Origin of the sequence: Pandoraea apista (assembly GCF_001465595.2) — a bacterium.
GTDB classification, from domain to species: Bacteria; Pseudomonadota; Gammaproteobacteria; order Burkholderiales; family Burkholderiaceae; genus Pandoraea; species Pandoraea apista.
The window spans coordinates 5,377,636-5,400,376 of the sequence record NZ_CP013481.2; the positions used below are offsets into that span (position 1 = coordinate 5,377,636).

Annotated in this window: 20 protein-coding genes; 12 read left to right on the top strand and 8 right to left on the bottom strand. The window is 63.0% G+C overall.

Annotated elements, in window-relative coordinates; all coding sequences use genetic code 11:
* Positions 1–152 precede the first annotated feature (152 nt).
* Positions 153–566, top strand: coding sequence for a hypothetical protein (locus AT395_RS24320; RefSeq protein ID WP_042113817.1), 414 nt, complete (start codon positions 153–155; stop codon positions 564–566).
* A gap of 106 nt (positions 567–672) precedes the next feature.
* Here AT395_RS24320 and AT395_RS24325 read toward each other — a convergent pair whose 3' ends face one another.
* Complete coding sequence (locus tag AT395_RS24325; protein ID WP_042113815.1) at positions 673–1,905, bottom strand: MFS transporter; 1,233 nt, start codon at positions 1,903–1,905, stop codon at positions 673–675.
* 408 nt (positions 1,906–2,313) lie between these two features.
* Between AT395_RS24325 and AT395_RS24330 the strand changes: the two genes are divergently transcribed.
* The 3 genes from AT395_RS24330 (at position 2,314) to AT395_RS24340 (ending at position 5,418) form a co-directional block, all read left to right on the top strand.
* Positions 2,314–3,954 carry an EAL domain-containing protein gene (locus AT395_RS24330; protein WP_042113813.1) on the top strand — a complete coding sequence of 547 codons (1,641 nt, stop codon included), beginning with the start codon at positions 2,314–2,316 and terminating at the stop codon, positions 3,952–3,954.
* A 79-nt stretch (positions 3,955–4,033) separates the two neighbouring features.
* Complete coding sequence (locus AT395_RS25770; RefSeq protein WP_125338789.1) at positions 4,034–4,378, top strand: hypothetical protein; 345 nt, start codon at positions 4,034–4,036, stop codon at positions 4,376–4,378.
* A gap of 236 nt (positions 4,379–4,614) precedes the next feature.
* Positions 4,615–5,418 carry a TOBE domain-containing protein gene (locus AT395_RS24340; protein ID WP_224787324.1) on the top strand — a complete coding sequence of 268 codons (804 nt, stop codon included), beginning with the start codon at positions 4,615–4,617 and terminating at the stop codon, positions 5,416–5,418.
* A gap of 60 nt (positions 5,419–5,478) precedes the next feature.
* On the opposite strand, the gene AT395_RS24345 is transcribed toward AT395_RS24340, so the two are convergent.
* A complete protein-coding gene (locus tag AT395_RS24345) occupies positions 5,479–6,672 on the bottom strand; it encodes an MFS transporter (protein ID WP_048628467.1) in 1,194 nt (397 codons plus the stop codon).
* A gap of 179 nt (positions 6,673–6,851) precedes the next feature.
* On the opposite strand from AT395_RS24345, the gene AT395_RS24350 reads away from it, so the two are divergent.
* Complete coding sequence (locus AT395_RS24350) at positions 6,852–7,760, top strand: LysR family transcriptional regulator (RefSeq protein WP_042113805.1); 909 nt, start codon at positions 6,852–6,854, stop codon at positions 7,758–7,760.
* A gap of 22 nt (positions 7,761–7,782) precedes the next feature.
* On the opposite strand, the gene AT395_RS24355 is transcribed toward AT395_RS24350, so the two are convergent.
* On the bottom strand, positions 7,783–9,135 hold the full coding sequence (locus tag AT395_RS24355; RefSeq protein ID WP_082164725.1) for an MFS transporter: 1,353 nt from the start codon (positions 9,133–9,135) through the stop codon (positions 7,783–7,785).
* Positions 9,136–9,373: 238 nt separating this feature from the next.
* Here AT395_RS24355 and AT395_RS24360 point away from each other — a divergent pair, with 238 nt between their 5' ends.
* On the top strand, positions 9,374–10,267 hold the full coding sequence (locus AT395_RS24360) for a LysR family transcriptional regulator (RefSeq protein ID WP_042113804.1): 894 nt from the start codon (positions 9,374–9,376) through the stop codon (positions 10,265–10,267).
* Positions 10,268–10,316: 49 nt separating this feature from the next.
* Entirely contained in the window at positions 10,317–10,691 is a 375-nt protein-coding gene (locus AT395_RS24365; protein ID WP_042113802.1) for a hypothetical protein, read from the top strand.
* A gap of 71 nt (positions 10,692–10,762) precedes the next feature.
* On the opposite strand, the gene AT395_RS24370 is transcribed toward AT395_RS24365, so the two are convergent.
* The gene (locus tag AT395_RS24370) at positions 10,763–11,116 is read right to left on the bottom strand and encodes a DUF2288 domain-containing protein (protein ID WP_042113800.1); all 354 of its coding nucleotides are present in this window, start codon (positions 11,114–11,116) and stop codon (positions 10,763–10,765) included.
* A 192-nt stretch (positions 11,117–11,308) separates the two neighbouring features.
* Here AT395_RS24370 and AT395_RS24375 point away from each other — a divergent pair, with 192 nt between their 5' ends.
* Positions 11,309–11,731 (top strand): hypothetical protein, encoded by a 423-nt coding sequence (locus AT395_RS24375; RefSeq protein WP_042113799.1) that lies wholly within the window; start codon positions 11,309–11,311, stop codon positions 11,729–11,731.
* Positions 11,732–11,838: 107 nt separating this feature from the next.
* On the opposite strand, the gene AT395_RS24380 is transcribed toward AT395_RS24375, so the two are convergent.
* The 3 genes from AT395_RS24380 to pepE all read right to left on the bottom strand — a co-directional run bounded on the left by AT395_RS24380 (position 11,839) and on the right by pepE (position 14,710).
* A complete protein-coding gene (locus AT395_RS24380; RefSeq protein ID WP_048628466.1) occupies positions 11,839–12,750 on the bottom strand; it encodes a DMT family transporter in 912 nt (303 codons plus the stop codon).
* A gap of 39 nt (positions 12,751–12,789) precedes the next feature.
* Positions 12,790–13,764: a fatty acid desaturase family protein gene (locus tag AT395_RS24385; RefSeq protein WP_048628465.1), complete on the bottom strand. Its 975-nt coding sequence runs from the start codon at positions 13,762–13,764 to the stop codon at positions 12,790–12,792.
* A gap of 232 nt (positions 13,765–13,996) precedes the next feature.
* Complete coding sequence (gene pepE / locus AT395_RS24390) at positions 13,997–14,710, bottom strand: dipeptidase PepE (protein ID WP_048628464.1); 714 nt, start codon at positions 14,708–14,710, stop codon at positions 13,997–13,999.
* A 461-nt stretch (positions 14,711–15,171) separates the two neighbouring features.
* Between pepE and AT395_RS24395 the strand changes: the two genes are divergently transcribed.
* From AT395_RS24395 to AT395_RS24410, 4 genes are all read left to right on the top strand, one after another.
* The gene (locus AT395_RS24395; RefSeq protein WP_048628463.1) at positions 15,172–17,352 is read left to right on the top strand and encodes a malate synthase G; all 2,181 of its coding nucleotides are present in this window, start codon (positions 15,172–15,174) and stop codon (positions 17,350–17,352) included.
* Between the two features lie 123 nt (positions 17,353–17,475).
* Positions 17,476–18,753 carry a DUF445 domain-containing protein gene (locus AT395_RS24400; RefSeq protein ID WP_048628462.1) on the top strand — a complete coding sequence of 426 codons (1,278 nt, stop codon included), beginning with the start codon at positions 17,476–17,478 and terminating at the stop codon, positions 18,751–18,753.
* 254 nt (positions 18,754–19,007) lie between these two features.
* Positions 19,008–20,138, top strand: a complete 1,131-nt coding sequence (locus AT395_RS24405) for a porin (RefSeq protein ID WP_042113791.1) — start codon at positions 19,008–19,010, stop codon at positions 20,136–20,138.
* Positions 20,139–20,189: 51 nt separating this feature from the next.
* Positions 20,190–21,320: a nucleoside hydrolase gene (locus tag AT395_RS24410; RefSeq protein WP_042117636.1), complete on the top strand. Its 1,131-nt coding sequence runs from the start codon at positions 20,190–20,192 to the stop codon at positions 21,318–21,320.
* 143 nt (positions 21,321–21,463) lie between these two features.
* Here AT395_RS24410 and AT395_RS24415 read toward each other — a convergent pair whose 3' ends face one another.
* The gene (locus tag AT395_RS24415; protein ID WP_082164724.1) at positions 21,464–22,516 is read right to left on the bottom strand and encodes a LysR family transcriptional regulator; all 1,053 of its coding nucleotides are present in this window, start codon (positions 22,514–22,516) and stop codon (positions 21,464–21,466) included.
* Positions 22,517–22,741 lie beyond the last annotated feature (225 nt).

Genomic DNA, 22,741 nt, shown 5'->3' on the forward strand with positions numbered 1-22,741 from the left:
GTCCTACCGGTCGCCCCCCATGACTCGCCGGGATGACGCCGCTCCCGGTTTCTTTTATGATCGATGGGCTTCCTGCGGCCGAACCGTCGGCACAAGACCCGACACGGCCACGCGCAGGCCCCGTCCCCTGTCGACACTCTCAAGGACTCCGAATGTCGCATACTCATTTGTCGCTTGCCCGCTCGATCGCGCTTGGCACGGCGCTGGTCATCGGCGCCAGCATGGCCGCTCCCGCGATTGCCGCCTCCAATCTCATGTTCATGAGCAACTCGCCGCTGGCCTACATGAAAAAGGCCGATAACGAGTCGCTCGCCAAGGCCGCCAACGAGGTCCTGTCCACCAAGCAGGACAACGAAACCGTCGAGTGGACCAATAAGGGCACGCGCAATTCCGTGGCGATCACGGCCCAACTCACGCCGACCAACACCCAGAAGGACGCCACCAAGACCTGCCGCGACCTGATCGTGCTGCTCGGCGCGAAGGGGCAGGAAGTCACCCTCAAGCTGCCCGCGTGCAAGCAGGGCGACGCCGGCCGCTGGGAACTGCAAAAGCGCGCCGCGCCGTAAATCCGTCCGCTGTCGCAGCGTCGGACAAAAAAAGCCGGCCCGAGGGCCGGCTTTTTTCATGGCGCCGCCGGTGCACCCGCACCGGCGAATCCTGCCTATGGCAACGTCAGGCCGCCGCCGTCTTCTTGCCTTCGACGTCCGGCAGCAGAATCGTCACGATCCCCAGCAACGGCAAATAAGCGCATACGTGGTAGACGAAGTCGATGCTCGTCGAGTCGGCGAGTTGCCCCAGCACGGCGGCACCCACGCCCCCCATGCCGAACGCGAAGCCGAAAAACAGCCCCGACACGGTGCCGACCTTGCCCGGAATCAGCTCCTGCGCGTAGACGAGAATCGCCGAGAACGCCGAGGCGAGAATCAGGCCGATCGCCACCGTCAGAACGCCGGTCCAGAAGAGGTTGGCGTACGGCAGCATCAGCGTGAAGGGGGCCGCGCCGAGGATCGAACCCCAGATCACATACTTGCGACCGATCTTGTCGCCCAGCGGGCCGCCGATCATCGTGCCAGCCGCCACAGCGAACAGGAACACGAACAGATGCACCTGTGCGCTTTGCACCGATACGTGGAACTTGCTGATCAGGTAGAACGTGAAGTAGCTGCTGATGCTCGCGAGATAGAAGTACTTCGAGAAGATCAACACCAGCAGAATGCCGATGGCAAACATCACCTTCCCGCGCGTCAGATGCGCGTGGCCGCTGCGGCGGGCCGCCGGTTTGCCCTTGCTCGCGGCGCGCTGCACGGCGTACCAGCGGCTCACCTGGAACAGCACGACGATCGCCACAAGCGCCGCCACGGAAAACCACGCCACGCTGCCGCGGCCGTGCGGCGCAATGATCAGCGCAGCGAGTAACGGGCCGAGCGACGAGCCGACGTTACCGCCCACCTGAAAGAACGATTGCGCCATGCCGTGGCGCCCGCCGGAGGCCATACGCGCCACGCGCGACGACTCCGGATGAAACACCGACGAGCCCATACCGACCAGCGCCGCCGCGACCAGCAACACGCCGAAGTTCGGCGCCACGGCCAGCAGCAGCAGACCCACGAGCGTAAAACCCATACCCACCGGCAGCGAATACGGCTTCGGATGCTTGTCGGTATATAGCCCCACGACCGGTTGCAGCAGCGATGCGGTGATCTGATACGTCAGGGTGATCAGGCCGACCTGACCGAAACTCAGGTCAAAGCTCGCTTTGAGCAGCGGATAGATGGCGAGGATCAACGACTGAATCATGTCGTTGAGCAAGTGAGAGAAGCTGATGGCAGACAGCACGCGGAACGCTGTGCCCTGCGCTGCCGGGGCTGGAGCGCCGGAAAGGGAGGTTGCAGGTTGACTCGACATGGGATGGAGGATTTACGTCAAAGGCTTTCGAAAACGCACGCTTTCCGTCAGCTTTCATGCAGATATGCGCGAAAGTTGGGATTTATCCCATTTTTGGCCGGAAATTGAATAAGTGAAGTGTAGAGCATGCGTAAATCGTCGTTACGCCAAGTTTTGTCGCGATTGCGCCATCCCAGCCCGCCGCTGCATGCGTCGGAGAAGTCGGCAAAAACGCGCTCGGCAGGTGGTCTCGGATCTGGCCCCTGATATACCACTGCCGGACCAATCCCCCTTTGTTCACATGGGTTTGTGCGGGTTTATCGGGCGTTGGTCGCCGCCAGGGATTCGTGTAGAGTCAATTGGCGAGTTGTGCCATGCAATACCCAGCACACGCACGGGCCCTTCTCCTTCCTTGGTTGGCGGCAAAACATGATTCAACACTCCAGAGTCGTGCAATGGCTGGTGACCGGGCTTGTGGTGACGGCTGCACTGCTTGTCGTGCTTCTGTTCGGCTGGTTGCGCGTGGTCAACGCGTCGCAAGGGATCTTGCAGGAAGAGGCCGAACGTCAACGCGATGCCCTCGAGCGCATTGTTGACCGTGCCGACACCACGCTTCAGGGTTCGACCGCCTGGGTCGGGCGCAACTGCAACGAGGTCAGCAGCGCCCTTCAGGCCGAAGGCACGCTTAGCCCCTACTTTCGCTCCATCTGGCTCGTCTCTCACGGGAAGATGTATTGCTCGTCGGTACTTCGCAGCAACGAGGCCATCGACATGCCGTTGCCGAACGAACTGGTGCCGTTGCTCGCGGGAGCGCGTGCCGTCTTCGTACCCAGTACACCTTATGTCCACGATGCCCCCGCTTTGGCGTTGTTCGTTCCTACCTCCGCCACCGACGGCGTGCTGGGATTCATCGACGGGGTGTACCTGAGCGAGTCGTTGCATAGTGTGAAGAACAGCGATCTCGAATGGACGGCGATGACCATCGGGAAACTGTCGCTGACCTCCGAGGGCTCAAAGCTGGAATCTGCGGCGACGGCAACGCGCGGCGCGCAGATGACGCTCGCCTCGGAACTCTTCACGACCTCGCTGGCGGGCAGCCCGTCCTTGACCCGCTGGCTGATTGCCAACTACGCCCCCATCTATCTGTCGTTCGGCGCCGTCATCGCGATCCTGCTCGGCATTCTGACCTTCCGCCATCTCAGCGCCTCGCAATTCATGCTCCGGCAGATCGCCCTCGGCATCAAGCGCAACGAATTCAAGGTGTATTACCAGCCGGTGATGGAACTGGCGACGGGACGTTGCACCGGTGCCGAAGCGTTGGTGCGCTGGCATCATCCGGTGGCCGGTCTGGTTCGTCCCGATGCTTTCATCCCCATCGCGGAAGGCAATGGCCTGATCATCGAACTCACGCGCTCACTGCTGAAGATCATTCGCAACGACGTTTCGAAAGGAGCGTTACCGCAGGGCTTCCACATTGCGATCAATCTCGCCGAGCGGCACTTGCGGGACAACACCATCGTGCAGGATATCGAACGAATTTACGGCTCGCTCAACGACACGTACCCGCTCGTTGCCGAGATCACCGAACGTTATGTGATCCGCGACTCGACGACAGCGCGCAACGTGATGGCGGAACTTCAACGCCGCGGCATCGAGACGGCCCTCGACGACTTCGGCGCCGAGAACAACTCCATTGGCTACCTGAAGCAGTACGACTTCAACTACCTGAAGATCGACAAGGAGTTCCTGCCCGTTACCGAAGACGATGTGGTCACGCGCAATATCTGCGATTCCATCATCAATCTGGCAGAGCGAATGGGGATGATGATCGTTGCGGAAGGTGTCGAGAGCGAGATGCAGGCGAATTATCTGCGCGAGCGCAATGTCACTTATGCGCAGGGATATCTGTTCGCGCGGCCGATCTCGTTCGATGAATTGGTGCCGTTTGCGATTGCCCATGCGGGCGCGGGGCTAACCACCGTGAAACAGTTTTCTGCGGCCGTCACCCCCATCGCCCCGGCCGCCCCCGTCACGCCAATCGCACCGGTCACGCAACACAAGGCGGTTTGAACACGACGAGCCCCCGTACGACGAAAAACGCCCGGCCGGTGAAAATGGCCGGCCGGACGTTTTGCCTGACGTAACTGCAATGAAGTCAGAAGACCAACTGCGGCATGTTGCTGCGCGGTGCGGGCGTGGCAGCAGCCCGCGTGCTGGCCCTCATTTCGGCACGCAGCAACCACAATCGCTGCGCGACAAAACTTCTGAAGCGCATTTCACCCGCGGAGAAAGAGATTTGCATCTGATGTCGCTTGCCGTTGGGCAGCGTGCGAACCAGACGATAGTATCGAGCCCCGTCAACCGTTTCCTTGATATTCCTGACGCGCATCATTTCACCCCGTTTCTGTTGTGTCAGGTGAGTGGGCACTTCGGCAAACGTCGCATTCCCGGTCGACGTGCATCAAACCTGGACTGCGGCCTGACGCGACACTGACCGGCACTGGGGGGGCATGCGGCGAAATCCAATGTAGAGGAGAAACGTCCCCCATTCGTCCCCCAAATGGATGACCGAAGCACGCTCCGTTGGTGCGCCGCAACACTTCTCCGTCCAGCGTCGGTTTTCGCTGGTTCACCCGCCCTCTACAATGCGGCCACCCGCTGAGTTTGATCGAAAAAATCATTATGGTTTCCGAACCTTCTTCAATGCCGGACGGCGTTTTACACAACGAAATGAATGATGCTCTGCAAGTGAGCGGTTCGCTCTGGCTACATCGTGGTAACTCGTCACTCGGTGGTCAGGCCCGGATCGCCCTGCTCGAACAGATTGCCGCGCACGGGTCGATCACTGCGGCGGCGAAGGCGGCCGGCATGAGCTACAAGGCGGCATGGGATGCCGTGGACGCGATGAATCAGCTTGCCGGTGAACCGCTGGTGGCGCGCAGCACCGGCGGTCGTGGGGGCGGCGGCACGCGCCTCACGCCACGCGGCGCGAAGCTCGTGGCCGCCTTTCGGGCGGTGGAAGTGGCGCAACGGCAGTTTCTCGCGCGCGTGGCCACCGATCTCGAGCATTTCGACGAACAGTGGCCCGTAATCGCGCGACTTGGTCTGCAAACGAGCGCCCGCAATCAGTTGCACGGCAGCATCACCGGCATTCGACGTTGCGGCGTGAACGACGAGGTCACGCTCACCTTGCCCGGCGGAGAAGCGATCACCGCATCGCTCACGCACCACAGCACCCAGACGCTGGGACTTGCCATAGGCGGCGATGCGTTTGCACTCATCAAGGCGCCGTGGATCGATATCGCGCGCGGCGCAGATCTCGCAGGACTGCCAACCGCCAACAGGCTGTCGGGTACGGTAGACGCCATTACCGACGACGCCGGACAGGCCGAGGTGATACTGGCGTTGCCCGGCGGCACCCGGCTTGCGGCCGTCATGCCACATGACACGCTCACGGCTCGCGGACTGACGGTGGGGGTGGGCGCTACGGCTGCGTTCGCGGCCGTCAGTGTGATTGTGGGCGTGATGGCCTGACGGCCTAGCAGACCCGATGGAGCGATGACCCGACGCGCACGCGTCAGGCCATCCAGGGCATTACAGCGCAGGGGTTTCGCAATTTGGTGCGAGTTGCTGCCTCGCGTCGCGACGATCCAGACGCAGGCTCAGCACCGCAACACCCACGCCGATCAGCGGCACGAGCGCCGCCACCCAGGGCACCGCTACCAAACCCGGGCCGTGGTCGATGACGAAACCACCGAGCCACGCGCCAATGGCATTGCCAAGGTTGAACGCGGCAATGTTGAAGCTCGATGCGAGGCTTTCACCCGCCCCGGAAGCCTTTTCCATCACCCACAGTTGCAGCGGGGCGACCGTGGCGAACGCTACTGCGCCGAGCAGGGCCACGAACACAATGGCCAGCCAGTGCGAGTGCAATGCGAACGTCATCAAGCCGAGAACCACGGACAACGCCAGCAAGCTACCCAACACCGTCGGCACCACGCGACGATCCGCGAGTTTGCCGCCGAGCAGATTGCCCACGACCAGCCCCCCGCCGAAGATCAGCAGAATCGGCGAGACAGCACTCTCGGCAAAGCCGGTGACTTCGGTAAGCAGCGGTGCGATGTACGTAAATACGCCGAACACGCCCACCCAGCCAAGCACCGTCGTGAGCAAGCCGAGCAACACCGGCCGCCGTGCCAGCGCACGCAGATCGGCACGCCAGTCGCCCGCATCTTTCGGCGCAGGGATCTTCGGCACAAACCAGGCAATCACGAGCAAAGCGAGCGCGCCAATGACGGTGACCGCCCAGAAGCTCGCGCGCCAGCCGTAGTGCTGGCCCAGCCACGTGCCGAACGGCACCCCCAGAATGTTCGCAACGGTCAGGCCGGTGAACATCACGGCGATGGCCGACGCGCGGCGCTCACGCGGCACCAGACCGGTCGCCACAACCGAGCCGACACCGAAGAACGTACCGTGGGCGAACGACGTCAGCACACGGGCCGCCATCAGCGCGCCGTAGCTGGGCGCCAGTGCACACGCAGCGTTACCGATAGTGAAGATCGCCATGAGCACCAGCAACACGGTCTTGCGCGGCCAGCGAGCGGTGGCGGTCGTCATGAGCGGGGCACCAACGACGACACCCAGCGCGTAACCGGAAATAAGCAGGCCCGCGGCCGCGATCGAGACACCGAAATCGGCACCGACGTTGAGCAGCAGACCCATGATGACAAACTCCGTCACGCCAATGCCGAAGGCACCGGCGGTCAGGGCGTAGAGGGCAATGGGCACGAAAAACTCCTGTCTGAATATCGGGACAGGTCGCGCCGTGAGGGTGACGGCTGCGACCGATGTGCGGAATATAGACGCCCTTGCATTGATGAAATAGACTGCGCAAAGGAAAATAATTTGTGACTTGATGTCACAGATTCGCACAAAGCCGGTCGTAGCAAGGGTCAGGGGAACATCCGATGGGTCGACAGGACGTCAATCGCTCAGGCGATATGGAAGTTTTCACGCGCGTGGTGGAGCTGGGCGGTTTCTCGGCGGCGGCGCGCGCGTTGCACATGACGCCGTCTGCCGTGAGCAAGCTGATTGCCCGGCTCGAGTCGCGTCTGGGTGCGCGCCTGTTCAATCGTTCGACGCGCCGTCTGCAACTCACCCCCGAAGGCACCTCGTTTCACGAGCGCGCATTGCGCGTGCTGGCCGACATCGAGGCCGCCGAGCGCGAAGCGGCGGCGGGGGCGGTGCCGCGTGGCCTGCTGCGCGTGAATTCGAGTGTGCCGATCGGCTCGCTCTACCTGCTGCCGGTCATCCCCGCGTTTCTGGCGAAGTACCCCGAGATCCGCCTCGATCTCACACTCACCGATACGGTCGTCGACCTGCTGGAGCAACGTGCCGACGTGGCCGTTCGTGCGGGTCCGCTACGCGACTCGCGGTTGGTGGCCCGTAAGCTGGGCGAGAGTCGGGTGCATGTGGTGGCGTCGCCCGAGTATCTTGCGCGTAACGGCCCGCTGCGCTCGCCCGCCGACCTGATTCATCACAACGTCATGGCTTTCAATTTCGACCGTCAGGTGCAGGGCTGGCCCTTTCTCGACGGCGCGGGTGGCATCACGCACTATCCGCAGATCGGCAACATGGTCGTAAGCGATGGCGACACCATGCGCAAGCTCGCGATCGAGGGGTTGGGGCTCGCACGTCACTCGCGTTATCACGTCGATGCCGATCTGCGTGCAGGACGCCTGGTCACGGTACTTGAAGACTACAACCCCGGCGATCTGGAACCGGTGCACGCGGTGTATGTCGGGCAGGGCGGCCACTTGCCCGCGCGCGTACGCGCGTTTCTCGACTTTCTCGTGGCCAACATCCACCTGCCCTGATACTGCTTGAACGCGTTGACGTTCAAGCAACGGCCCGGTCGCGATGGGACCAGACGAACAGCGGCCACGCCAGCGCGGCGCACAGCAGGCCACCGGTCCACACCAGCCCCCAGCCGCCCATCAGGAGCAACCACGGGATGGTCAACGGCGTAAGGAACATCGTCAGGAAGACGCCGGTGTTGCCGATACCCAGCGCCGTTCCGGCACGCGAGGCACCCGCAAGCGTAGCCAACTCCGTGAACGCGACACCGTGCCACGCCGACGCCACGATACCCCCGGCAATCAGCAACGCGATCACCCACGGCGTGCCGTGTGCCATCCATTCGGGGCGATGGGCGAGCGCGGTCACGAGCAGCGCGAGCAACGCGAACACCCCGCCCACGACAATTGTGCACACCCGCAGATATGCCGGACGATTGCGACGCCTATCGGTGAAGCGTCCGCTCCACACACGCGTGATCGCGGCCCCCGTCTGCACAGCACCCAGGGTGAAAGAGATTGTCGCCACGCTGACATGGGCAAAATCATGCAAGAACACCGTGCCGAACGTCAGCACCGCGACCTGCGGCATCGCCAGCACTGCCATGCCCAGCGCCGTGCTCAGCAGACGCGCATCGCGCAACGGCGTATAGCTCGCAGCCGGTCGCCCTCCCGAGGCACTCGCCGTGCGGGCTGCCGTGCTCGCGGTTTCGTGGGGTTCCTCCGGCGGTTCGAGCAGCCACAGCCACGCCATGAAGGCTGCGGCGATACACGCAACCGCCAATTCGAAGTAGACCGCGCTGAAACCGAAATGCAACGCCGTGCCCGGCAACACCAGTGCGCCGATACCGCCCCCCATCGGCACGGCGCATTGCCGCACGCTCATCGCCAGACCCTGCTCGCTGTCGTGAAACCAGCGCATGACCGCCCGGCCACTCGATCCGTTTACACTGCCGCCCAGTACGCCGATGGCCAGCATGCCGGCCGCGAGCATCGGCATCGACGGCACGTAGTGCTTCGTCGGAACACCCCATAGCGCGAGGCAAACGAGTGCCGCCGCCGTCACCATCAGCCCAACGAGCAGCACCCGCCGGTCGCCCCAGCGGTCGGTGAGCATGCCCCACGGCAACTCGGAAACGGCGATACCCAAACCGATCATGCCAAGCACGATGCCGAGGTCGCCGTTGGCGAGCGCATACGCGCTGCGCATCTGCACGGCCGTGGCGGGAATGCCCCCCATGGCCGCAGCAAAGCTGCAATTGGCCGCGACGCCGACCCCCAATACCTTCCAACGATGATTGCGTCCGAGGCCGAGCGCGACAGAAGACGGCGCCAGCGCGGGCGGCGCCTGATTAACGGTAGCGGAAGCCGGGACGGTACATAGACGTTCATTCATGTGTGACACGGTGCGCGGCCCGCGGGCACGCGTCTCAGAGCGGAGAAATGGCGGCGTCCCGTCACGCGTCAGGCTGCGGTTCAACACGTTTCAGGGCGCCATGCTCCGCATCGTACGGATAGACAATCCATCGGGAAAGCGGGAAAATTCGATGACTTATATCGTGTTTCCCGGATTATCATCAGGCGCAGCGATGCGTCGCGGGTGCCGGCGACGCGATGTCTTCCCGAGAGCCGCCATGAACGCCCGTGCCTTCGATCTCACGCAGTTGCGTACCTTTATCGCCATTCACGACGCCGGCAGCATCTCCGCGGCGGCGGAGCAGATCTTTCTGTCGCAATCGACCGTGAGCGAACAGCTCAAGAAACTCGAAGAGCGGGCGGGGCAACCGCTACTCGTGCGCTCGCGCAAAGGCATGCGCCCGACACCGGCCGGCACGCGATTGCTCGCGTATGCCCGTCAGATCTCCGCGCTGTCCGAAGCGGCATTCGAAGACCTGCAAGGCGTGCTGCTCGACGGCGAGTTGCGCATCGCCATCACGGATTACTACCGTCCTCACGATGTCGGCCGTGTGCTCAAACGGTTCACAAGCCTGTACCCGCGACTGCGCCTGCATGTCAGTGCGATGCAAAGCGCGCAGATCGAGCGCACCGCGCTGACCGGCGAGCACTTCGACGTGGGTTTGGCGTTACGCCTGATGAACGAGGATGTCGGCCGGGGCGCCAAGGCGCTGGGCTACCGCACGCCGGGCACACTGGTACGCCGCGAACGCCTCGTATGGGCCATGTCGTCAACGCTCGCCGAGCCCATCGGCGAGCCGTTGCCGCTGGTTACGCTGCCGCCCTCGTGTGCGCTGCAAAGCCTGGTGCTTAGCGTGCTCGAGCGGCACAAGGTGCCTTACCGCGTCTCTCACTCGGCAGCGGGGGTGGCCGGCATGCAACTGGCGCTCGGGGCCGGGCTGGGCATCTCGTGTCTGAACGAATCGGCGCTCACGTCCGATCTCATCGTATGCCCGGCGTCGCTCGGTCTGCCGCCACTGCCGCGTGCCGAGTTCCACCTGCTGCCCGGCCGCGCCGACGAAACCGACCTGATCCGGCACGCGCGCAATGCGCTGCTGCGGCTCTTCGCGTGATACCTTTGCCCCCTGATCCCGATTTTGCCCGCTCATTGCGGTTGCCGTTATGCCGGAAGCCACACCGATTCGTCTGAATTTCAACACCCGCCGCGCGCTGCTGTTCGCGCTGACGGCCGAGCGTCTGTCGGCGTTCTATGAGCACGGGCAGTGGATGACGGACAAGCAGGGCGCCACCCTCGCACAGATGTGGCTGTCGCGCTCGAAGCTGCAATTGCCGCTCGACGAGCGGCGTCTGCTCTCGACGCTGAGCGACGATTTCGCGCGCGAGCTGGCCGGCACGCTGTCTCGCGAAGCCGGCCTGTACACCGCGCATGAAATGATGGAATCGCTCGACGCAGACTACGCATACGCGTCCGTCGTCGCGCAAGACCTGCTGGAAGATTGCACGCGACGCCTCGTCGAGGCAGGCGTTACCGACTGATACGGACGCACGACGGATCGTGCGTGCCGCGCGCCGTCGCCACGCAAGCGAAAGGTAGCAACACTTGGTCGTCAGGCGACGATGCCACGCTCCTGCACCAGCACCCACGGCGCCACAACGACCGCCCACAGCTCCGGCGTGCGCTGAGCATAGTCGCTCGCGTGGTCCGCTTGCATGCGTTGCACCATCCCCGCTGACAGCCATTGCGACACGGTGTCCTTGTCGTCGTTGGCGAGCGCTTCGGCAACCGACACAAGGTCGACACCGGGGGCAACGTAAAGCAGCACGCCGCGCGCAAAGAACGATTCCAGATCCTTCCAGTCGATCTTGGCAGTTTCACTCAGCAGGCGTACGTAGACCTCGCTCGGTCCTGACGCTGCGTTTTGAAGGGGTGGATCTGATTTGTCGGGCTTGGGTGAATCCATGACAGCAAGGCTCCGTGGCAGCGCAGACCAAAACACGGCGGCGCGCGGGAAAGCGTAAATATCGAAAACCCGCATTGTAATGCGCCCCGGCGTGCTTGACGGTGGTAGCATCGGAACCCCACGTATAGCGTCGGTGTCGCAGTGACATGACACGGCCGCTGCGTGGTGGCTAACGTTTTACCGAGGAACCGCATGTCCAAACAAAAAACCGATCCCAAGCTGGAACAAGCCCTGACGCGCGGCGATCTCGCCATGCGCCAGATCAACTCTGCCCGTGCAACCGCGTTGTTGCGCGCGCTTGGCGAGATGATCGTGGCAGCGTCGGCAACGATCGGCGTCGAAGCGGTGGTAGACGTGCCGAACGGCGACAAGGTCTACGATCCGGAAGACGGTGTGTGGCCGCAGGCACTCGTACTGTCGTTCGACGGCCCTATCGACGAAGCCGACGAGGAAGAGCTGCGTACCGTGCAGTTGATCGCCGACAAGCATCCGGAGACGTTCCAGGTGGTGTGGCATCGTGCCGATGGCAAGATGGGCCGCCATGAAGCGCGCCCGCTCGCGATGGTCGCCTTCCTGACCGACGTAGAGGTGCCTTGGCTCGACGACGACGCCTGATGCCGCATTGAACTGACGGCACGAGAGGCGGCGTCATCGCCGCCTCTCGCGGCAAGTGTCGGCCCACCGCCGCCCGAGGCACACGCCCGGGCGGCGGTTTCGTTTGATCACTCGGCTGTCGCCCTCATCAAATCGGGGGCCGGCCGATGCCAGACGGCAATCAAAAGTCCTGCCGCAATCAAACCCGCCCCGAGCAGTCCCGCAACGCTCAATCGGTCGCCGAACAGCAAAAACGCAAAACCCGTGGCAAATAGCGGATCACTGGTCTCGATGATCTGCACTTTGCTGGCTTGCCCGCGCTCCACCGCTCGCGTCGTGAAATAGAAGCCGCCAATCGTCGGCAGCAAGACAAGCGCGCAGAGGGTCGCCCACATGGCACCGGCGGGGAATGCGAAACCCTCGCTCACCAGCGGCATCAGCAGAAAGAGACTCCCGAATCCGAATAGCCAGACGAGTTGCGGCAATCCCGAGCCGATCCGGAACCCCTTGGAAAGAAAGATGAACAGCGCATAGCCGCACCCGCCCATCAAAGCGAGCACGATGCCGGACAGACTGCCGGCGATGCCGTGCTCGAACAGACTCATCAGGCCGACGCCTGCGACGATTGCAGCGAAGGCGAGAAGCTTCTGTCGCGTTACTTTTTCGCCGAGAAACAGACCGGATAGCGCGATCGTGGCGCCGCCGGCGGCATAAGTCAGAAACGAAACCAGTGGGATGGATGCTTGCGCAAACGCCTTCGTCTCAAAGTAGTAGAGGCCGAAGATGCCCAGCAGCGAAAGGCATGCGAATTGAGGCCAGCGCCGGGTCAGTCTGACGGTTTGCGTGCGTAGCTGCGGGCGACAAGCGCAGAGCGTGCAGACCAACAGGAAAGCCCCGAAGCACTTCCAGAAAGCGATCAGCGCGGGCGTTGCCCCTTGATCGAATCCAACGCGCGTCAACACGCCGATCGTGCCGTTCAGAAGGGCAGCAAACAGCGCGCAGGCCTCGGGGCCGCAGCTTGAGCGAGGTAATAAACGCATTTCCGATAGGTAGTGAACGATTGGATTGAAACGAAGGCGTCAAGCTGCCGGTGGCGTTCTCACGAAGGTAATGAAGGACACGCGGCCATTTCGATCCGACGTAAAGATTCCCCCCCAACGGTCATCCCATTCGGCGAATGCCCTGTCCGCTCTGAGAATCCGGGTCGCGGCGGCGAGGTGCCAATGAGGAACGCCCGGCAGCAGATGATGGGTCAGATGAAACGAATCACCGTGCATACCGATGAAAAGGCGTTCGATCCAAAGCGAATAGCGGTTTCGTGACGTGAAGCGCCACGCGCCGGAGGCGTCCATGAACGGGTAATGCTCCGATAGCTCGCTAAACCATCCAATGACCGGATAGACGAGCACCAGAGGAATCCACCAGAAGAGCATCAGATTGGCCAGCCATCCATGCGCATAGGCGATCGCGGCTATGACCGTGTGAAGCAGCAGAATCAGCCAGGACTCGACCTGCGACGCGTCCGGCCTCAAAGCGAATGACAGACGGTTCAGCCACAGGGATTTGAGGTACCGGATTGTCAATCGACCACAGAGCGCGCTCAGAACGAATCGGCGAAAGAAGTCCGGACCTCTCGGAATCGCGTAGACCCCGGCGCGCTTCAATTCCCTGAAGTCCGGATCGTGAGCCGTGTCGCCTAATCGCGAGTGATGTGCCATCACATGAGAGCGCCGATAAGCCGACAGCGATTGCATGACCGGCCAACCGCAAAACACTCGGCCCGCCAACCGGTTCAACCCTTTGGATTTGAAGAGCGTTCCGTGCGATGCGTCGTGAAACAGACTCGCCAACGCACGCTGCCGAGCCCCGATGATCAGAATCGACAGCGGGTACAGCACCGGGTGGACCTGCAACGACAACCCACATGCCGCAAGCATCCAGGCGTAATCGAAAACGATGGAAACAACCCCGCGATAGTTGTTCCGCACGCACAGTGCTTTGATGCTGCGCTTCTGGTCTGCCGTCAGCGTGAAATTCGTGGACCTCCGTACCATGCTCCCCTCCGTCGATGTTCCGACGACGCAAGCGAGGCACGCCCATCTTCCGTCATCTCATCTCACGCTCCGAGGGGAAAGCGCGCGCACAAATTGATTTCGCATTCTGCCAGCGGAAGTCCCTCAACAGAACGCGATTCGGCGCGAAAAGTCAGATTTCGGAATTTTCGGATGACGGTTCGTTCTCAACGTCATCCGTGGATGCGTGGCGGCACGGCATCCGCCGTACGGATCAGATCGACGCCAGCGCGAACGTGGTACCTGTCGCAATCTTGTCGACAGCGCCGCCCTGCCTGAAGTGCAACGCGTCGAACTCGCCGAGCACTGTCGCGTTCTCGCCCTGCACATGGAGTGCCGTGCCTTCCGGAAGGCCAACCACACGCTCGTCTGGATTGATCGCCAGAAACTCGGCCAGACGTTCCTCGCGCGACTCCCCGTTGTGGCCCGCCGGCTTGCCGCTGATGAAGTGCGGATTCACCTGAAACGGAATCAGGTTGAGCGCTTTGAGTGTGGGCGGCTCCACGATGGGCATGTCATTGGTCGTCCGAATGGTCGGACAGACAACGTTCGCCCCCGCGCTCCATCCCACGTACGGCATGCCGGCGTTCACACGCTCGCGCAGCAAGCCCACGATACCTGCGTTGTACATGCGGTCGAGCAACGCGAATGTGTTGCCGCCTCCCGCCACCACCGCCTCCGCCTGTTCGATCGCCGCGCGCGCGTCCTTGTGGTGATGGATCGATTCGAGCACATAGCCCAACCGGTCGAATGTCGGCTTCACGCGCGCTTCATATTCGTCGTAGCTGAAGGTGATTCCCCCGGCGTAGGGCACGAACAGCACACGCTTCACGCGCCCCCGAAGCACCGCGTGCACCTGATCGTCGGCGTGCGCCAGAAAGCCCTGGTTGCCCTTGCGGGAGCTGCTCATCATCAAGATCTGTTTCACGACTCATGCCTCCTGGGCAGATGTATTCGGGGGACGGCCCACGACGGGCGCATAACGTGCATCTGGTGTCAGCGATGAGTGTACCCGGCGGCTCGGACGACGCCTTGCCCGCACCCACCGAGGGCCACGCCAATTCGCATCGCCGTGCCGCCGTTTCCCATGAAGTGAAACGTCATACCGAATGCTGCAACCGCACACGGAAAATTGCGCTCCGGACGCAAAGCCTTATGGCGTCAGTGTCATATGCCAACCCTTATGCCACCTATAAGCTACGGGGGTGTCACGGCTCGCATTCCCGGGTTTCCGATCGCGCGGAGAAAGATTACACTCAGACTCTTATATAAGACTGCCCCTTATCGTCTGCCCCCTGAAGCGATTTCCGGCGTGCCACCTGTCGGAGCGAGCATCGGGCGGCCTGACGAAATCGCGTCAACCTGGTTTTCAAACTCGAGTACAGCATCATGACTTCCACTTCCCAGCGTGGCGGCCTGAAGGTCGCAGACAATCTGATCGCGTTCATCGAAAAGGAAGCCCTGCCGGGCACCGGTGTCGATGTCGATGCGTTCTGGAAAGGCTTCGACGCCATCGTCCATGACCTCGCCCCGAAGAACCGCGCCCTGCTCGCCGAGCGCGACCGCCTGCAAAGCGAACTCGACAACTGGCACCGCGCCAACCCGGGTCCGATTGCCGACGCCGCCGCCTACCGCGCATTCCTCGAAAAGATCGGTTACCTGCTGCCCGCGCCCGCGAGCGTGAAGACCACTACGGCCAACGTCGACTACGAGATCGCCGAGCAGGCCGGCCCGCAGCTCGTGGTGCCGCTCTCCAACGCCCGCTACGCCCTGAACGCCGCGAACGCGCGCTGGGGCAGCCTGTACGACGCACTCTACGGCACCGACGCCATCCCCGAGACGGACGGTGCCGAGAAGGGCACCGGCTACAACCCGAAGCGCGGCGAACGGGTGATCGCCTTCGCGCGTGGCTTCCTTGATCAGGCCGCCCCGCTGGCCGATGGCTCGCATAAGGACGCCACCGGTTACCACGTCGAGAACGGCAAGCTCGTGATCGTCACCAAAGCTGGCAAGACCGCGTTGGCAACGCCCGCGCAGTTCATCGGCTATCAGGGCGACGCCGCCGCGCCGACGGCCGTGCTGCTCAAGCACAACGGCCTGCACTTCGAGATCCAGTTCGACGCCACGCACCCGATCGGCAAGACCGACGCGGCCCATGTCAAGGACGTGCTCGTCGAAGCCGCCGTCACGACCATCATCGACTGCGAAGACTCGGTCGCCGCCGTGGACGCCGACGACAAGGTCGACCTGTATCGCAACTGGCTCGGCCTGATGCAGGGCACGCTGACGGAAGAAGTGAGCAAGGGCGGCAAGTCGTTCACGCGCCGTCTGAACGCCGACCGTGAATACACCGGCGCCGATGGAAAGCCCGTGAAGCTGCACGGCCGCTCGCTGCTGTTCATCCGCAACGTCGGCCATCTGATGACCAACCCGGCGATCACCGATCGCGAAGGCCGCGAGATTCCGGAAGGCATTCTCGACGGCGTGGTCACCGTGCTCGCCTCCCTGCATGATCGCAAGCATCGACTCAATTCGCGCACCGGCTCGATCTACATCGTCAAGCCGAAAATGCACGGGCCGGCCGAAGTGGCCTTCGCCGACGAACTGTTCGGCCGCATCGAAGACCTGTACAACCTGCCGCGCAACACGCTCAAGATGGGCATCATGGACGAAGAGCGCCGCACCAGCGTGAACCTCTCGGCCTGTATCGCCGCGGCCGCTTCGCGCGTCGCGTTCATCAACACGGGCTTCCTCGATCGCACGGGCGATGAAATGCACACCGCGATGGAAGCCGGTCCGATGATGCGCAAGGGCGACATGAAGTCGTCGGCATGGATCACGGCTTACGAGAAGAGCAACGTGCTCGTGGGTCTGGCTGCCGGCCTGCGTGGCCGCGCACAGATCGGCAAGGGCATGTGGGCCATGCCGGATCTGATGCACGCCATGCTCGAGCAGAAGATCGCACATCCGAAGGCCGGAGCGAACACTGCCTGGGTGCCGTCGCCGACTGCCGCCACGCTGCACGCACTGCACTATCACATGGTCGACGTGCAGGCCGTGCAGCAGGAACTCGAAAAGATCGATTACGCCAAAGAGCGCGACGCGCTGCTCACGGGTCTGCTGACGGTGCCGGTCGTGGCCAAGGCCGAGTGGAGCGCCGACGAGATCCGCAAGGAAATCGAAAACAACGCGCAAGGCATTCTGGGCTACGTCGTTCGCTGGATCGATCAGGGTGTCGGCTGCTCGAAGGTGCCGGACATCAACGATATCGGCCTGATGGAAGACCGCGCCACGCTGCGTATTTCGAGCCAGCATCTGGCGAACTGGCTGCGTCATGGCGTGATCACGCGCGAGCAGGTCGAAGAAACGCTCAAGCGCATGGCCGCTGTGGTCGACAAGCAGAACGCCGGCGACAAGCTTTATCGACCGATGGCGCCGAACTTCGACGACTCGCTGGCATTCAAGGCCGCCAGCGCGCTCGTGTTCGAAGGTCTGACGCAGCCCAACGGCTACACCGAGCCGTTGCTGCACAAGTACCGTCTCGAACTGAAGGCGAAGCAACGCGGGTAAATGGTCTGAGGCCGTCGTCTCGGAAGATCGACCCTCGATAGGTCAGGCGGCATCGGACTTATCATCGGACGCCCGACGGGGTAACCTGTCGGGCGTCTTTGTATTTCCAGGAACCCGCCGCGCATGGATCCCGCACTCGCCCTGCAACGCGCCGAACGGCGTGCCCTGTCCTTTCTTCTGGTCGCGCTGGCGATCTTCATCGGCACGCTCTTCATGCCGGAGCACTTCCTCACCGGCTGGATTCGCGCGGCGGCGGAAGCGGCGATGGTCGGCGGACTCGCCGACTGGTTTGCCGTCGAAGCGCTGTTCCGGCGCATTCCGATCCCCGGGCTCTCGCGGCACACGAACATCCTGATTCGCAAAAAGGACGCCCTCGGCGAGGGTCTCGCCCGCTTCGTGCGCGAGAAGTTTCTCGACACCCCCTCCGTTGTGCGGCTCATCCAGCAACAGAATCCGGCAGACGTTGTCTCGCACTGGCTCGGCTCGCACGAGAACACGCGTCAGTTGAGCGCCGTGCTGGTGAAGGTGGCGGGCGGGGTACTCGACGTGATGGACGAGCGCAACGTGCAGGCCTTCATCCGTCGCGCGCTCGACACGATGATCGACCGGCTCGACCTGTCGCAATCGGCGGCCGCGATTCTCGACACGCTCACCCGCGACGGCCGTCATCAGGCCCTGCTCGATGAAACGCTCGACTATCTCGTCGAACTGCTCAACGAACCGCAAACTCGGGAGTTCATTTCGGCGCGCATCGTCGACTGGCTCAAGACCGATCATCCGAAGAAGGAAAAAGTGCTGCCGTCGGAGTGGCTGGGCAATAAGGGCTCTGACATGATCTCGGCGGCCGTCACGCGCCTGCTTGCGCAAATGGAAGCCGACGAATCGCATCAACTCCGTCAGGCGTTCGATCGCGCAGTGGCGGGATTGATCGAGCGGCTGAAACACGACGCCGAGTTCCAGACGAAGCTCGAGACGTTCAAGACCCAGCTCAAGGGCGATACGGCGCTGAATGCTTACGTCGGCAGCCTATGGAACGAGTGGCGCAGCTGGGTAAAACGCGATCTCGCACGCGACGATTCAGTGATCGGCGCCAAGATCACCGCCGCAGCGGCGTGGATCGGTCAGGAACTGGCGCGCAGCGAATCGCTTCGCAAAGCACTCGACGCCCAATTGCTCGATGCCGCCGAGCGCATGGCGCCGGGCTTTGCCGACTTCGTGACGGATCACATCCGCGCAACGGTACATGGCTGGAACGCCGAACATCTGTCGCAGCAGATTCGCTTGAGCGTGGGGCAGGATCTGCAATACATCCGCATCAACGGCACCCTTGTCGGCGGATTGATCGGCGCGGTGCTGTATCTGATCGCCCAAGCGCCGGCACTGCTCGCGCGCGCTCACTGACGATCCCCCGCAGACGCCGGCTGTCGGAGCGGTGTCTGCCCGGCGCAACGCCAATGGTGCGACACAACACTCGTCTGGCATTCGGCACCCCAAGACACCACGCGGCTTCCCCGCTTATATCGATTCAATTTATCGATATATAAAAAATCAAAATTATATTTATACAACCTCGTTCCCTATAGTTCGGTCCCAGCCGCGCCGTCTCTCGCAAGCGCGCAGATGGTTTCCGAATTCCTTAGAGAACGCCACACCTCATGAAGACCACGATTCTGGCCCGTTTGGGCCTTGCCGGCGCATTCGCCGCAATGGGCCTCGCCGCTACCACCGCACATGCGCAGAGCAACGTCACCATTTACGGCCTGATTTCGGGCGGCGTGGGTTACGTGAGTAATCAGGGTGGCAACAAGACGTGGCAGGCGCTCTCGGGCACCAACCAGAATCCGCGCTGGGGTTTCCGCGGTTCGGAAGACCTGGGTAACGGCACCAAGGCCATCTTCACGCTCGAAGCCGGCTTCAACATCATGAACGGCACGGGCGCCCAGAACGGCCGCGCCTTCGGCCGTCAGTCGTTCGTCGGCCTGTCGGACAACTCGTGGGGTACGTTCACGCTCGGTCGTCAGTACGACACCATCCACGATTACGTCGGCCCGATCATCATTTCGAGCAACGGCGTGAACATTGGCGATAACGACAACGGGTACAACGATATCCGCATGCAGAACTCGGTGAAGTGGGTGAGCCCGACGGTGGGCGGCTTCCACGGCACGGCGCAATACGGCTTCTCGAACTCGGCCACGGGCTTTCGCAACAACAACGCCTACAGCTTCGGCCTCGGCTACAAGTACGCCGACTTCGACTGGAATGCGGCCTACGCGCAGTACAACAACCCGTACAGCGGCACGAACAACGACGGCGCCATCGCCAACGATTACGCCAGCTCGCTGCTGATCTTCTCGAAGAGCGCCACGCGTGCGAACGTCTTCGCGAGCCAGCAACGTATCTTCGCCACGGGCGGCTTCTATCGCTGGGGCCCGGCGCTCATCGGCGCCATGTTCTCCGACGTGCGCTACACGTACCTCGACGCGTCGCACCTGCATTTGCAGAACTACAACCTGACGCTGAACTACAACGTCACCCCGGCCCTCGTGCTCGGCGCCGCGTACGGTTTCACGTCGGGCAAGTACGATGTGATCAATACACGTCCGCAATGGCATCAGGTGAACCTGCAAGCCGACTACTGGCTGTCGAAGCGCACGGACGTTGCGCTCACGCTCAACGCCCAGCAGGCCGCCGGCGACGCGCAATACGCGCAGCTCTTCGGCTACGCAGCGTCGAGCACCAAGCGCCAGATGGCCGTGACGCTGGGCATGCGTCACACGTTCTGACGCGCGCGGACGCGCCGTCTTCCTCAATGCATGCCTAGCAAGTTCGACATCATGACCCATCTGAACGAACTGAACACACCGGCCGACGCGGGGGCCTCGCGCCATCGCAATCGTCGCAACTTCCTGCGCACGTCGCTCGCCGCCTCGCTTGCCACACTGGGCGCGACGGGGGCGGGCAGCGCGCTTGCGGACCTCACGTCGACCGAAGGCGCCGCTCGTCTGGCGGCCGACAACACGGCGCGCCGCACGGTCGTCATCGACTGCGATCCGGGTCAGGACGATGCGATTGCCATCCTCTTTGCGCTGGGTGCGCACGACCAGATCGACCTGAAAGCGCTTACCGCCGTGGGCGGCAACGTGCCGTTGAATCTGACCGAGCGCAACGCGCGCATCGTGCGCGACTGGGCGGACAAGACCCACACCCTGCCGGTCTACGCCGGCTGCCCGAAGCCGCTCATGCGCGAGCTGATCACCGCTGCGAACGTGCACGGCCGCACCGGGCTCGACGGCGTGACGCTGCACGAGCCGCGTGGCCCGCTCGCGCCGCAGCATGCCGTGACATATCTGATCGACACGCTGCGCGCCGCAGCGCCGGGCAGCGTCACGCTCGTGGCGCTCGGCCCGTTGACCAACATCGCCACCGCGCTGAGCGCTGCGCCGGAAGGCGCCAGAGCGCTGCGCGAAATCGTGTTGATGGGAGGCGCGTGGTTCGAGCGCGGCAACATCACGCCGGCAGCGGAATTCAACATCTATGTCGATCCGGAAGCCGCGAGCATTGTGCTCGGTGCAGGCGTACCCGTGACCGTGCTGCCGCGCGACGTCTGCGTGAAGGCGCCGATCACGCCGCAGCGCGTTGCGCCGTTCCGTGCGCTGAAGAATCGGTGCGGTCCGATCGTAGCGGACATTCTCGCGGCGGAAGTGGCGTATCAGAAGGGACGTCGCGGCGTGGAATCGGCGCCGATGTACGACCCGTGCACCATCGGCTATCTCGTCGACCCGACGATGTTCGGTGGCCGCCGTGTGAACGTTGCCGTGGAAACGACGGGCCAGTTGACGCTGGGCGAGACGGTCGTGGACTGGAACGGCCGCTCGAAGCGTGCTGTAAACGCCACGTGGATCACCGATGTGGACGCCGACCGCTTCTACGAGACGTTGCTCGCCCGTATCGCGCGTTTGCCTTAAGCCGTTGGCATCGCGACATCCGGACGGCATGACGGCATGAGCGCGCGGCGCCGGCATATGCACAACGCGGTGGCCCCGGAACGGCCGCCGCGTTTTCGCATGACGGGCGTCACGCGGGCAATCGCGTGACGATTCGACGGCAATCACGTAGCGAGATGCCTTGCGATCCACTCGCGGCACGCACTGACCTGCGGACCACGCTCCTTGCCTTCGAGCGACATCAACGCCACGGTGCGCGTGACACGCGGCGCGGTGACTTCAAGGGCAACGAGCGCCGGATCGTGCAGATGCAGCGTATAGAGCCGGGGCAGGATCGCGAGCGCGAGTCCGCTGCGCACCAGCGCGTAGAGCGGTTCGGTGTACTCCATGCGGTACTTCGGTTCGAGCCGCAGATTTTGCGAGCCGCCCGTGCGTTGCAGGGAATCGCTGACGTTACCGCGCACGAACACCGCGAGATCGCGCTCGGTGAGCTGCACCCAGGTGACGGATGCCGCCGAGGCGAGCGGATCGTCTCGACGCGCCACGAGCACGATCTCATCGTCGAACAGATCGTCGCAACGAAAACCGTCGGCGCTGGCGGCATGTCCGGCTTCGTCGGCATCGTCGCGAACGCCGACGCCGAGATCGATCTCACCGCGTGCGAGGGCCGCCACGAGTTCGCTGTTCGGCAAATCGGAGAGTGCAAAACGCACATTGGGATACGCCTCGCGCAGCGTGCCGAGCACTGGCAGCAGACGCGCCGCAACCGACGGAATGAAGCCAATGCGCACCGTCTGGGCTTGCAGCGCGAAGGTGCTCGACATGTCGTCGAATGTGCCACGCGCGGCGTTGAGCAGACGTTCAGCGAGCGGCAGGATGGTCGAGCCGGCTTCGGTCAGCGTCAAGCGATGCGCCGAGCGCTCGAACAGCCGGCCGCCGAGCAGGAATTCGATCTGACGAATCGCCGCCGTGAGCGCCGGCTGCGTGACCGAGAGCGCCTGCGCCGCCTGCGTGAAGCTGCGCGAGTGCGCGAGCGCCACGAAGTACTGCACCTGCCGCAACGTGAGCGCCGGCAGCGGCGGCACCTGGGGAACGGCGGCACTCGCATTCGAGGAACCCGGCAGTGCGGTGGCGGTGGCGGTGGCGGTGGCCTTGGAGGACTTCGGGCCGCCAGCACTGGCCGCGGCGTGCTCGGTACGTCGGGACGAACTCGCCATAGCGGGCTCCTGTAATGGCGTCCTGACGAGACGGCAGGACACAGCAGTATCGCGAGACCGTTTCAAGCGTTGGACTTCCTGACACGCTGGGAATCCACAGCCTTCGCGAAGAATAGATTTGAATTATCGAATCATAAGTAATTTCATTTTTTATTTATAGTCGCACGCACGTAAAGTGCCACGCAAAGACCCACTATTCTTGGCTTATGCAGACTTCTACTCCTG